Source organism: Sphingobium herbicidovorans (assembly GCF_002080435.1).
GTDB lineage: Bacteria > Pseudomonadota > Alphaproteobacteria > Sphingomonadales > Sphingomonadaceae > Sphingobium > Sphingobium herbicidovorans.
The window spans coordinates 372,585-384,735 of record NZ_CP020539.1; the positions used below are offsets into that span (position 1 = coordinate 372,585).

The 12,151-nt window shown below is 61.8% G+C and carries 11 protein-coding genes; 7 read left to right on the top strand and 4 right to left on the bottom strand.

Annotated elements, in window-relative coordinates:
• The first annotated feature begins 71 nt into the window (after positions 1 to 71).
• Together B6S01_RS16385 and B6S01_RS16390 are read left to right on the top strand one after the other, a co-directional pair.
• Entirely contained in the window at positions 72 to 278 is a 207-nt protein-coding gene (locus B6S01_RS16385) for a ferredoxin (RefSeq protein ID WP_037468018.1), read from the top strand.
• Positions 275 to 1,486 (top strand): cytochrome P450, encoded by a 1,212-nt coding sequence (locus B6S01_RS16390; RefSeq protein WP_037468016.1) that lies wholly within the window; start codon positions 275 to 277, stop codon positions 1,484 to 1,486. The genes B6S01_RS16385 and B6S01_RS16390 overlap by 4 nt, the downstream gene beginning before the upstream one ends.
• Here B6S01_RS16390 and B6S01_RS16395 read toward each other — a convergent pair.
• On the bottom strand, positions 1,461 to 2,333 hold the full coding sequence (locus B6S01_RS16395) for a helix-turn-helix transcriptional regulator (RefSeq protein ID WP_037468014.1): 873 nt from the start codon (positions 2,331 to 2,333) through the stop codon (positions 1,461 to 1,463). The genes B6S01_RS16390 and B6S01_RS16395 overlap by 26 nt on opposite strands.
• Positions 2,334 to 2,347: 14 nt before the next feature.
• Entirely contained in the window at positions 2,348 to 3,217 is an 870-nt protein-coding gene (locus B6S01_RS16400; protein WP_157704833.1) for a helix-turn-helix transcriptional regulator, read from the bottom strand.
• A gap of 126 nt (positions 3,218 to 3,343) precedes the next feature.
• On the opposite strand from B6S01_RS16400, the gene B6S01_RS16405 reads away from it, so the two are divergent.
• From B6S01_RS16405 to B6S01_RS16425, 5 genes are all read left to right on the top strand, one after another.
• Positions 3,344 to 5,065: a methylmalonyl-CoA mutase family protein gene (locus B6S01_RS16405; protein WP_051908463.1), complete on the top strand. Its 1,722-nt coding sequence runs from the start codon at positions 3,344 to 3,346 to the stop codon at positions 5,063 to 5,065.
• A gap of 5 nt (positions 5,066 to 5,070) precedes the next feature.
• The gene (locus tag B6S01_RS16410; protein ID WP_037468012.1) at positions 5,071 to 5,496 is read left to right on the top strand and encodes a cobalamin B12-binding domain-containing protein; all 426 of its coding nucleotides are present in this window, start codon (positions 5,071 to 5,073) and stop codon (positions 5,494 to 5,496) included.
• Positions 5,496 to 6,458 (top strand): methylmalonyl Co-A mutase-associated GTPase MeaB, encoded by a 963-nt coding sequence (gene meaB, locus B6S01_RS16415; RefSeq protein WP_037468278.1) that lies wholly within the window; start codon positions 5,496 to 5,498, stop codon positions 6,456 to 6,458. Before B6S01_RS16410 ends, meaB begins: the two co-directional genes overlap by 1 nt.
• On the top strand, positions 6,455 to 7,078 hold the full coding sequence (locus tag B6S01_RS16420; protein WP_037468010.1) for an EthD domain-containing protein: 624 nt from the start codon (positions 6,455 to 6,457) through the stop codon (positions 7,076 to 7,078). Before meaB ends, B6S01_RS16420 begins: the two co-directional genes overlap by 4 nt.
• A 209-nt stretch (positions 7,079 to 7,287) precedes the next feature.
• On the top strand, positions 7,288 to 9,678 hold the full coding sequence (locus B6S01_RS16425; RefSeq protein WP_231568060.1) for a TonB-dependent receptor: 2,391 nt from the start codon (positions 7,288 to 7,290) through the stop codon (positions 9,676 to 9,678).
• 206 nt (positions 9,679 to 9,884) lie between these two features.
• Here B6S01_RS16425 and B6S01_RS16430 read toward each other — a convergent pair whose 3' ends face one another.
• A complete protein-coding gene (locus B6S01_RS16430) occupies positions 9,885 to 10,676 on the bottom strand; it encodes an SDR family NAD(P)-dependent oxidoreductase (RefSeq protein WP_231568059.1) in 792 nt (263 codons plus the stop codon).
• 45 nt (positions 10,677 to 10,721) lie between these two features.
• Entirely contained in the window at positions 10,722 to 12,149 is a 1,428-nt protein-coding gene (locus tag B6S01_RS16435) for an efflux transporter outer membrane subunit (protein WP_037468273.1), read from the bottom strand.
• Positions 12,150 to 12,151 lie beyond the last annotated feature (2 nt).

Sequence of the window (12,151 nt, forward strand, 5' to 3'; positions counted from 1 at the left end):
TATGTCGCCATGGGCCTGGCCCAGCCGTGCTGGTAAATAGCCGGTAACAACCGATCAGGAGAGTATGCCCGATGCGCGTGATCGCGAACATGAATGTCTGCCAGGGTCATGCCCGATGTGAAGACATCTGCCCGGAAGTCTTCTCGACAGATGCCGTGGAAGGCAAGGTAGTCATAGAACAGCCCGAATTCCCACCAGAACTGGAAGAAAAGGTGAGGATGGCGGTCCGCAACTGTCCCGAAGGCGCCCTGCGCATTGCGAAAGGGACGGGTGAATGAGCTTCTATCCGCAATCGACAGATCATGTTCCATCAGATCTGATCGTTGACTTTGATTTTTTCGAAGTGCCTGCTGATGTGTCCGATCCGGTCGACATCTGGCACGGGTTGGTGCGCCGGGGTGCGCCGCCCATCTTCTACACGCCGCGCAATGGCGGGCATTGGGTGTTCCTGCGCTATAGCGACATTGCCGAGGCATATCGGAATCACGAGATATTTTCGACGCACAAGGCGCAGATACCGCCGCTGGAGCCTTATCCTGTGCTCCAGCCCAATGGCGTTGATCCGCCGCAACACGATGTCTTTCGCAAGATCCTGGCGCCGATGTTCACACCGCTTGCCGTCCGGCGGATGACCGAGGGATTGCAGCATCGTGCGGAAGGACTGATTTCCGGTTTCGCGAGCAAGGGCGGATGTGACTTCGTCAAGGATTATGCCGCCAAGTTCCCGACTGGAACCTTCCTTGAACTGTTCGGCCTGCCCGAAGCGCGGCTGCCGGAATTCCTGCGCATTTCCGATACCTTTTTCCGCAGCACCGACCCGGACGTCAGGGCGGCGAACCTGCTGGAGATTTTCGAGGTTCTGGAGGAACTGTTTCGCGAAAAGGAACGCAATCCGGGCAATGATATCGCATCGACCGTGGTGCAGTCGCGCGATGCGGACGGCAATCCTTTCCCGTGGGAAGACATCATCAACTGTGGTTTTCTGTTGTTCGTTGCCGGCCTGGATACAGTCACGAACACCATGGCCTATGTCTGGCGTTATCTCGCGACTTCGCCGGACGCGCGCCAGAAGTTCCGCGATCGCCTGGACGATCCGTCAGCATTCCTGCTGGCGATAGAGGAATTGATGCGGATCAACGCGGTGTCCAGCATCTATCGTCGGGTGACGCATGATTGCGAGTTCAAGGGCGTGCAGTTCCGGCGCAACGATCGCGTGGTCCTGCCAAACACGGTGGCGAACCGCGACCCGTCGATATTCAGGGACCCGCAGACGATCGACCTTGATCGCAAGGTGAACAATCATGTCACCTTCGGCCTTGGCCCCCATCGCTGCATCGGATCGCACCTCGCCAAGCGGGAAATCATGATTTCGCTGCAGGAGTGGCTGCGCCACATTCCGGAGTTTGAGCTGGACCCGGATCAGGACGCTGATTCGATCTTCGGCGGGCCGGTGATGGGCTTTACGTCTCTGAAACTCCGTTGGTGAGAGCGGCGGACCGCTGCCGATATTCCCGTGGAGACAGCCCTGTGGCGCGCCGAAACGCCCGGGCAAAACTGTTTCCATGGGAAAATCCCGCCTGTTCGGCTACCTGTTTCATTGGCGCATCGGCGTTCGCGAGCAGCAGCTTTGCCTGCTCAATCCGGTAGCTTTCGATGTAGGCCGATATCGTCTTGCCGGTCAGGGCGAGGAATTGGCGATGCAGATGGCGTGGGCTGATGCCGCATAGCCCGGCCAATTCCGACACGCCCGGCATGGGTGGGCCTGCTTCGATCCGTTCACGCACGCGGCGAAATTGCCACGGAGCGAGACGGCTCGCGGTCGCCGCACCGGCAGCATGGTGGAACAGGCGGCGCAACTCTACCCGGACAAGCTGAAACAATGCTTCCATGGCATCTTCCGACCGATCCAGCGGGTTGATCAATTCCCGATGCGCCAACCGCATAAGGCTGCGCAGCGCGTCGTTGCGAATGTTCAGCAGCCCTTGGAGGAAGGGTAGCGAGGGCTCGCCCGTGCCCATGATTTCAGCGCCATGTTCGTCATCGAACACGCAGCGGAGAACCCGGATCTGGCGTCCTTCCGAACGACCGCCAACGGCAATTCCCGGATGACGTATAAACAGCGGGCCCATGAAGCAGCGACGGCCAGGATCGATGTCGGGGAAATAGGCCGATGCATCCGCCGACATGGGCGGCAGCGACATTTCCAGCATCAATTGATCTTCGGTCCGTTCAAAACTGACGATGTCGGGCCAATGCCATTCCACCAATTCGAACTGCCCGCCAGACACCGGGCAGTGCTCAATCACTCGGGCAGTGAAATCAATATCGTCCATTCAAGTCTTTCCCGTCATCGCATCAGCGCCCGCCAGGCGCCGGGCGATCTTCCTGTTTCGCGGCGAAACGCGGCCGAAAATGAGGGCGTACCGGCATAGCCCAGCATGCGCGCGATGTATTCGATCGACCAATGCTCTTCCACCAGCATCGCCTTGGCGCGTTCCATGCGTCTGCGCCGGATCGCCGCGCCGGGACTGACGCCAGTCGATTGATGGAAACAGCGGATGAAATGATCCCGGCTAAGACCACATCGTTCCGCTATGGCGTCAAGCGAAGGCGCAGTCCCCGGCGCGTCGATCATCGCCAGCGCCACCCGGAGCGCGCGCGCGGAAAGACCGCCTCGCCGCCTGCCCGCGCGCTGTGATGCGTCCTTCAGAAAACGGCTCAGGTCGAGCAGCAGCAGCGCGACCAGCGCCTCCGCGACGGCTGCACTGTCGTCTGCAGGATGTTCTACCTCTGCTGCCAGTCTCAGCATCGCCTCCTCGATAGAGGCGGCATGCATATCGAAACACGCGCCAAGAACCGTATCGTTGAACGAGACGTCCGCCAAGGCTGGCGCGATCCGTCGATCCTCGAAGCGAATGCGCAGCGTGTCGAAGGCGCCCTGAGCGACATGTATTTCCATCGGCACTCCCGCCGGGCGCAGCGCGAGAGCGCCCATGCGTGCAAACGGCCGCCGGGGGTCGCCGGCAATCCGCCCTTCCGATCCGGTCAGCAGGCGCGACAGCCCGAGCATCAGTACGGATTGCGGTTCAACGATCCGCACCGTCTCGGCCCTGACTTCGGGGAAGGCGCATAGCTCGATCACCGCGCCATCAATATGCAGCGATCGGAGCACGACATCCGTGCGCTGCCTCGCCAGCCTGATTGATATCGCCTCCATGCTGCGCATCTTATCACATAATGCGAAATAATATGATATTATGCGACAATCTTTCATTCCCCATGCGTCAATCCTTGAGCGGGCGGTCAAGCGGCGCATAGCAATGTGGGCAAGGAGAGAGCCGTCATGAATCGCCCGACCGGACCAATCGTCCCCGCCACAGACGCCATCTTGGGTGAAGAAGCCCGCTGGCAGGAGGAAACGCGCGGTCCTGCCATGGACGGGCGACCCGAACGCCGCGACCCCTTCGTCACTCAGGCGCTGAAATGGCCGATCAAGCCGCTCTACACGCCTGCTGATCTGGATGCCGTCGGCTTCGACTATATGGCTGACCTGGGCTTCCCCGGAGAATATCCCTACACCCGGTCCACTCGCCCCAACGGCCACCGCACCGATTTCTGGACGATGACCCAGGTCACCGGCTTCGGGAAGGGAGAGGATTGGGCGAAGCGCGCGCGCTATATGCTGGATCAGGGGCTGTCCGGCCTGATCCTCGAATATGACCTCGCCACCACCAACGGTTATGACAGCGACGATCCCATCGTGGAGGGTGAGGTCGGCCGCGCAGGGATGGCGCTCGACAGTCTGGAGGATCTGGAAAAGGCGTTCGAACTCCCCTTCGACAAGCTCAAATATCTGATGAGCGTCTGCAACGCGCCGCAGCCGGTGAACCTCGCCATGATCATCGCCGCGCTGGAAAAGAAGAGCGTCGATCCCAAGGATTTCGTCCTGCACATCGTCAACGGCATCCTGATCGAATATACCTGCGTCGGCCGCTACATATATCCGCCCGAGCATGGATTGCGGATCGCCACCGACTGCATCGAATATATCATCCGCAATCACCCCAATTGGGCGCCGATCTCGATCATCTCCGCCCAGCTCCAGCCCGCCAAGGCGAACCCGGTGCAGGAGATCGCTTACTCGCTCGCCATCGCCTGCGCCTATATCGACGCGGTGCTGGAGCGCGGGCTCGATATCGATACGGTGGCGCCCTACATCAATCACTTCGTCGTCAACGTCGACATGGATTTCTTCGAAGGCGTGTGCAAGCTGCGCGCCTTCCGCAAATGCTGGGCGCGGCTGATGAAGGAGCGCTACGGCGCGACCAAGCCCGAAGCGCTCAAGATCCGCATGATGACCTCTCCCACCACCATCGCGCTCACCCTCCAGCAGCCGCTCAACAATATCGCGCGGCTGGGCATCATGGCGACCGCCTGCGCGCTGGGCGGGGCAGGGGAGGCGATGACCACGCCGCTTTACGACGAGGCCCACGCCCTGCCAGGCGAAAACGCCATCCGCGTGGGCGCGGCGATCCAGCATATCGTCGCGCATGAAACCGGCGTCGCGGAGACGATCGACCCGCTCGCAGGCTCCTACTATGTAGAGACTCTGACCAAGCAGATGGAGGACGCCGCCTTCGCCGAAATGGACAAGGTATTCGCCATGGGCGGGGCGGTAAAGGCGATCGAGACCGGCTATATCCAGCGCGCGCTCGGCCGCGAACAATATGAGCGTAACAAGGACATAGAGGAAGGCCGCCGCAAATGGGTCGGCGTCAACCACCTCACCCGCGCGGACGAAGAGCGCGAGATCGAAATCTTCCGCCTCGACGAAGCGATGGAGGAGGAGCAAATCCGCAAGGTCCGCGACCTGCGCGCACGCCGCGACCAGCCCGCTGTCGACGCCGCGCTGGAAAAGGTGCGCGAAGCCGCCCGCAATGGTGAAAATATGGTGCCGCCCTGCCTGGAGGCGGTGAAACTCTACGCCACGCATGGCGAAATCTGCAACGCGATGCGCGACGTCTTCGGCGTCCACAGCGCGGACAGCCAGCTGATGGGAATCTGACCAGCATGACCACATTCAAACGCCCCTTGCGCGTCCTGCTCGCCAAGCTTGGCATGGACACGCATACCGTCGGCGTCACCGTCATCGGTCATGCCCTGCGCGAAGCGGGGATGGAGGTCATCTTCACTGGGCTCAAACAGACGCCGGAAATGGTCTGCGCCGCCGCCGTGCAGGAGGATGTGGACGTCGTCGGCATCTCCACCCTGTCCGCCGGGCACACCCGCAGCCTGCCCAAACTCGCCCGATTGCTGCGCGAAGCGGGCGCGAGCGACAAGCTGCTCGTCGCGGGCGGCGTCATCCCAGAAGAGGACAAGCCGATCCTCGAAGAAGCAGGGGTCGACCGCATCTTCACCATGGGTTCCGACACGCGCGACATTGTCGCCTATCTCGAAAGCTGGTGGGCACAGCGGCCGGCGGAGGACGCTGCCTGATGCTCCGCACCCCGGCGGAGGTCGCGCGGCGGCTGCTGGCCGGAGAGGTGGCCGCAGGCGCGCGCGCCATACGCTGGCTGGATGACCGCGACCCGCGCGGTGCAGAGGTCCTCAGCCTCATCTACCCGCAGACCGGCCGCGCGCAGGTGGTCGGCGTCACCGGCCCGCCCGGCGCGGGCAAGTCCACCCTTACCGATGTGCTCGTCGCGGAATGGCGCAAGCGCGGCCAGCGCGTGGGCGTCATCGCCGTCGATCCGTCCAGCCCATTCACTGGCGGCGCGATATTGGGGGACCGGGTGCGCATGAGCCGCCATGCGCTCGACCCCGGCGTCTTCATCCGCTCGCTCGGTACGCGCGGGCAGGCGGGTGGGCTATCGCGTTCGACGCAGGATGCCTGCCTGATCTTCGACGCGATGGGCTATGACATTGTTCTCGTTGAGACAGTTGGCGTGGGTCAGGATGAGATCGACGTTGTCAACCTCGCCCACACCACCGTCATCGTCGCCGTGCCGGGCCTTGGCGACGAGATACAGGCGGTCAAGGCGGGCCTGATGGAGGCGGGCGACATCTTCGTCGTCAACAAGGCGGATCGCGACGGCTATGACGCCACCCATCGCCAGATGGAACTGATGCTCCACCTGCGCGCCCAAGCGGTCGCCGATCTCCGATGGGACGTTCCGTTACTCCGCGCCGCCGCTGCAAAAGGTGAGGGGGCAGAAGCGATTGTCGATGCCATCGCCGCGCACCGGAGTTTTCTGAAGCAGGAAGGCGACTTCGCGAACCGCAGCCGCCTGCGCGCCCGGGAACAGGTGCTCTCACTGGTCCGCGATGCGTTGGCTGCTCGCGCCCTGGCCATGTCCGGCGACGCCATTCTCCAGCAGGTCGAGATGCGCCGGCTTGATCCCTATGCCGCCGCCGACCGCATCCTGTCCGCCCTGTCAGAAAAGAGTGCCGCAGCATGACCAAATCGATCTGCGCCCTGGCGCACAAGCCGGGCAGCACGCGCGATCAGTTCCAGACATATTATGAGGAAAATCATGCTCCGCTGGCGATCAGTCATTTTCCCTTCTCAGGTTATGCGCGCAATCATGTGACGGGTGCCGCGGATTTCCGCTGGGATACCATCAGCGAATTTTGGGCGGATGATATTCAGGCCGCGGCCGCCTTGATGGCTGGTCCGGTCGGCGAGATCATGGCCGCCGATGAGGAGCGGTTCATGAACCGGCCTATGATCGCTTCAGCTGGTGTGGAGGAGGTCATCCTGTCGCAGGGTGGCCGCAGTGGCAGCGATGGTAGCCGCACCGCGATCCTCATCCGAGGCGTGGCCGACGATGCCGACGCGCGCGCGAGGCTGCTGGAATGGGCGGGAGGCTTCGCTCGTGAGTTGCCGGGCGTCTCGGTCGATTTCACCAGCGGGTGGACACAAGTGGCTTTCCCCGGTGAGGCCGTCCTGTGGCTACCGGGATGGCGCGACGGACTGTCCACACCTGCCGGTCTCTCCGCTCAAATCCTGCATGTCCGTCACGTGGAAACGCCCGTCTCTCAACTGCGGGGCAACTGCACTGACTCTCGGCCTGCGTGATATATGCAACAGCGTAGCATTAAAGATCATAAAATACGCAGATGGCGACTGGTGACTTGAAGTAAGCGATATATGCGACTAAGAGAGCCAAATCGGACATGAAAACTCATGTCCGCGGGCGTCGCATGCTTTTTCCGGTGAAGTGCGTCCAGATAAGCATAAGAAGCCGGGACTGTTAGCGATAAACAGCCATGTGTTGGGAGGATGTAATGAAGTCTATGTTGCTGGCCGGCGTCGCGGCTATTCTGGTTCCTTTCTCGGTTTCCGCTCATGCTCAGGACCAGTCCTCGGGCACTGCTGCGCAGGAACAGGGCGCCAATCTCGGCGACATCGTCGTGACCGCGCGTCGTTCCGCCGAAACGCTGCAGGACGTGCCCGTTGCCGTTACTGCGCTTAGCGGTGATTTCATCGAACGGCAGAATATTTCCGATCCGACCGATGTGCCGAATTTCGCGCCGAACATCACGATCGAACAGCAGCCGTCCAGCCTTTCGGCCGCGACCATCTACATTCGCGGCATCGGCAACAATGAACCGTCCGCCGTGTCAGAACAGGGCGTGGGCGTCTATCTGGACGGGGTGTATCTGGCTCGTGCGGCTGGCGCCGTGTTCGACCTGATCGACCTGGAACGCATCGAAGTGCTGCGTGGCCCGCAGGGTACGCTGTTCGGCCGCAACACCATCGGCGGCGCGCTTCAGTTGATCACCAAAAAGCCCGCCAACGACATGCGTGTCACAGCCAAGGCAGGTTACGGTCGCTTCAACGAATGGTATGCCCGTGCCCGGCTCGACACCGGCTATATCATTGGTGACGTCATCAAGGCGTCGTTCGCCTATCAGCATCGGCAGGGCGATGGTTTTGTGAACAATACGCTCACACCCTCTTCGCAGGATCCGGGCTCTCTCAACGCTGACTCCATTGCGGTTGGCGTTCAGGGCGACTTTGGCGACGTCACGGTCAATTATAATTTCGACTATGATGATCGTCGCGGCACCCCGGCCTTCTTTCAGCTCGTTGCGACTACGCCGCTGGCCCAGGACTATTATTCGCAGTCGCCCAATTATGGCGGCGCACCCTTTCTGGTCAGCACGGAACGGCAGGGCACTGTCCAGCAGGCAGGCTTCACCGACCGCAACGGCAATTTCCGCTATGGCAGCAAGACTCGCGTGCAGGGCCACGGCCTGACTGTCAGTTATGACGCCATTCCGGAACTGACGCTGAAGTCGATCACCGGCTATCGCAAGTTCTTCCAGGACACGATCCTGAACCTGTCCGGTAACGGTGTGCTGCGTGGTCCGGTTGTGGACTTTACCTCGCCGACGCTGGTTTCGATCCAGGATGTTGTGCCCTATACCGGCAACAACGCGCCGCAAAAGCAGTGGCAGTTCAGCCAGGAATTCCAGGCACTCGGCAAGGTAGGTGACTTCAACTACCTGCTCGGCATGTATTATTTCTACGAAAAGTCGTCGGAATTTAACCGTCAGGCGCTGACGATCGTTACGCCGGTCGCGGGTCTGCCGTTCCTGGGCTTCCCGCAGTCGGTGGCGGACGGGATCGCCGCGCTCAATCCGGATCTCGCGACGGTCGGCGTCAATGCCAATCCGATCCAGGCTTTTGGCGGCACGTCTCAGTCGATGGCGGTGTTCGGGCAGGTCAGCTGGCGGCCTTCGTCGCTGGACGACAAGCTCGAAGTTACGCTGGGCGGCCGGCATACGGCGGACGACAAGACCATTTATCTGGCGGGTGACGTCAGTCCGGTGCAGCGCGGTCGCCGCAGCTTCGATAACTTCTCCTGGCTGGCTTCGGCCTCTTACGAGGTCATCGATGATGTGATGCTCTATGGCCGCGTTTCGACCGGCTACCGTTCGGGTGGCATCAATCCGCGCGCGGGCGTCATCAACGGTTTTGAGCCGGAAAAGGCGACCGCTTATGAAGCGGGCGTCAAGTCGCAGTGGTTCGACAATCGCCTGCGCCTGAACGTCGCCGGGTACATCACCGACTATGACGATCTGCAGGTTCAGCAGTTCGCAGCTGGCAGCGGCGGCGCTACGTCGCTGATCGTCAATGCGGGTAAGGTCAGGCTGTCGGGCTTCGAAGCAGAAGTGACGGCTCTGCCCTTCCCCGGTTTCCAGATCGATGGTTCGGTCGGCTATGTGAAGACGAACTACAAGACCTTCCTCTTCCGCGATCCGGGCACCAATACGATCGTGGACGTGGCCGATCAGGCGAAGCCGCTCTACACGCCGAAGTGGAACGTCCATGTGGGTGCCGAATATTCGCATCCGATCGGCGGCGGTGACACGCTGGTCCGCCTGCGTGGTGATTATTCCTACCGGACGGAGGTCTACTTCAACGCGCTGAACAACACCGCGCCCTTCAACGAAGACATCGTTGCGCCGCCTCAGACCAACGTCAGGGCGCGTCTGTCGGTCGAAGGCATCGATATGGGCGGCGGCAAGCTGGATGTCGGCGTGTGGGGCGATAATCTGCTGAACCAGAAGCGCCTTGTCTATGGCATCGACTTCGGAGCGCTCGGTTTCGCTGGCGCGACCTTCAACAAGCCGATTTCCTATGGTGTGGACGCCAAGATCGCTTTCTAAGAGCGGGGCTGTGAAAAAGGGGCGCGAAGTGAAGAACTTCGCGCCCTTATTTTTGCATGGATGATTTTGCCCGCGCGCGCAGAAGATGGTTTATCGTGCTTCTGAAAGCATAGCTTCCAACCTCCGTTGGCCCTGAGCTTGTCGAAGGGCCTCGACAGGCTCAGCCCGAACGGGGATCGGCTGCAGTCAAAGCCAGCAATTCTGCTTCAACTCACCGTCGATCCGCCATCGACCGCGATGCTCTGGCCGCTGATCCACTCGCCATCCCGGCTCGCCAGATGTGCTACCATGGCGGCGATGTCTTCGACCTGACCCAAGCGTGGAGACCGGCCCCGCGCCAAGACTTCCTGCTGGAAATCGGTCGGCATCGTCTGGCGCAGTTCGGGAGTGACGACCAACCCTGGCATGATGGCATTGGCGCGAATGCCCTGCTGTCCCCATCCGCTGGCGACATGGCGGACAAGCGCATTGATCCCGGCCTTTGCCATCGCATAGCAGGGACGAACCGGCTCGGCTGCGATAGCAGCGGCCGATGATGTATAGATCATTGCGCCCCCTCCGCGCTCCAGCAACTTGGGCAGCGCATGGCGGGTGATCCGCAGCATGCCCTTCAAGTTAACGTCCAGCGTGCGCTCCAGCACTTCGTCGCTGACCGTGAGAACGTCGCTATCGGTCATCAGGATACGGAGATCGGCGAAATTGGCGTGAACCGCATCGATGCCGCCAAAGCTGCTGGCGGCAGTGTCAATCAACCTGGCGACCGAAGCATCGTCCGTCGCATCGAAATGGCAGCCGAGCGCCTGTCCGCCCTTACCCGTGATCTCTTGCACCAGGCTATCGATCTTGTCTTTCTCGCTTGCTGGCGATGCGGCGACGACTTTCGCACCCTCCGCTGCGAGCCGTAATGCCGTGGCCCGGCCAATCCCGCTGGACGCGCCGGCAACGACGATGACTTTGTCCACCAGGCGGCGGCAACCCATGGCCAAATCTTCGCTCATACTGTCTCCCCTTATCCTGTTGGCTTTTCATGATGCGGTAGCGGGTCAGTGGGTGGTTTGCGGTCCTTCCGCGGGCATTCCCTGCCACCCCAGCCCCAACGCCTTCTGAATATTGATGAAACTTTCGGTCAGCCCGACCATTGCTCTGACTTTTGCCTGCGTGGCCTCCAACGCCGAACGTCGCGCTGACAGATAGTTTATTCTTGAAATCGTCCCAGCCTCACTGCGCTGCCGGGCCAGGTCGGCCGCCGTTTTCGCCTGCCCTTCGGCGTGGACAAGATCCGTCAGGCTTTCGCGTTGGTGCTGGAACCGGGATAGCGCGCCCTCCGCATCCTGCAGCGCGGCCAGCACGGCGTTCCGATAGTTGGCTGCGGCTTCATCCCGCTGCGCTTCGGCAGCATCTACGCGCGATCTGGCCTTGCCGAAATCCAGGAAAGACCAGCTGATGCGTGGCGCTGCCGCCACCGTGAACTTGTCGAGATCTAAGAGATCTTTGGGAGAAGAACCCCCCAGGCCGACAAGACCAAGGAAGCTGATGCGAGGGAAACGGGCAGCGTCGGCCACGCCGATCCGCGCCGTCTGTGCGGCCAGCTTGCGCTCTGCGGCGCGAATGTCCGGGCGGCGTCGCAGCAATGCGGCCGGATCGCCCACCGCCACCTGGGCCGGTGGCAGCGGGGGTGAGGAAGGGGCGTCGAGCAGTGCGTCCAGCGTACCCGGCGCTGTGCCCGTCAGCACGGCGATCTTATCCTTGAACCCGTCGATCTCGGCCCGGATCGGCGCCAGCCGGGCGCGTGCCCCATCCCGATCGTATTCCTGTTGCAGCAGATCGCCGCGCGCTATCGTGCCGCGTTCAAATCGCTGGCGAGTAAGGGCAACCTCCTCATCCTGCAACGCCAGCGCCTCCAGTCCGAGTATGAGACGTTGTTGCCGGTCCCGCAGATCGACATAGCTTTGCGCAATCTCCGCCGACAGGCTGACGCGTACATCAGCCAGATCCGCTTCCCTCGTCGCAATATCGGCCCGTGCCGCCTCAACCGCACGATGATGACCGCCGAACAGATCCAGCTCCCAGCTTGCGTCGAACCCGACATTATAGAGGTCCAAGGTGGTGGCGCCGCCGTCGTCGGCCTGGCCGGGTAGCCGGGCCTTTGCATGGATCGCTGACCCGTTGATTGTTGGCAGGCCGTCGGCCTTACGCTGTCGAAGTGCGGAGCGTGCCTGACGGATGCGGGCGGCTGCTGCGTCGAGGCGCGGATTGCTCGCAAGCGCCCGGCTCATGAGCTGATCCAGCACCGGGTCCGCAAGGGTGGTCCACCAAGGCTGATACAACTCAATCGCACCTTGGCTCGCGTCGCCTCTGACGAAAGCTGGAGGGGTGGCGGGAGCAGCATTTTGCGGTCCGTGATAATCGGGACCGGCCGTGCAGCCGGCCGTCATCAGCAAGAGGAGGAGACAAGCGGTTCCGCGGCGCATGG

Bases quoted from the DNA above. Each gene is read 5' to 3' on its own strand.
- B6S01_RS16385 (WP_037468018.1), top strand. From the start codon at position 72: ATGCGCGTGATCGCGAACATGAATGTCTGCCAGGGTCATGCCCGATGT.
- B6S01_RS16390 (WP_037468016.1), top strand. From the start codon at position 275: ATGAGCTTCTATCCGCAATCGACAGATCATGTTCCATCAGATCTGATC.
- B6S01_RS16395 (WP_037468014.1), bottom strand. From the start codon at position 2,333: ATGGACGATATTGATTTCACTGCCCGAGTGATTGAGCACTGCCCGGTG.
- B6S01_RS16400 (WP_157704833.1), bottom strand. From the start codon at position 3,217: ATGGAGGCGATATCAATCAGGCTGGCGAGGCAGCGCACGGATGTCGTG.
- B6S01_RS16405 (WP_051908463.1), top strand. From the start codon at position 3,344: ATGAATCGCCCGACCGGACCAATCGTCCCCGCCACAGACGCCATCTTG.
- B6S01_RS16410 (WP_037468012.1), top strand. From the start codon at position 5,071: ATGACCACATTCAAACGCCCCTTGCGCGTCCTGCTCGCCAAGCTTGGC.
- meaB (WP_037468278.1), top strand. From the start codon at position 5,496: ATGCTCCGCACCCCGGCGGAGGTCGCGCGGCGGCTGCTGGCCGGAGAG.
- B6S01_RS16420 (WP_037468010.1), top strand. From the start codon at position 6,455: ATGACCAAATCGATCTGCGCCCTGGCGCACAAGCCGGGCAGCACGCGC.
- B6S01_RS16425 (WP_231568060.1), top strand. From the start codon at position 7,288: ATGAAGTCTATGTTGCTGGCCGGCGTCGCGGCTATTCTGGTTCCTTTC.
- B6S01_RS16430 (WP_231568059.1), bottom strand. From the start codon at position 10,676: ATGAGCGAAGATTTGGCCATGGGTTGCCGCCGCCTGGTGGACAAAGTC.
- B6S01_RS16435 (WP_037468273.1), bottom strand. From the start codon at position 12,149: ATGCGCCGCGGAACCGCTTGTCTCCTCCTCTTGCTGATGACGGCCGGC.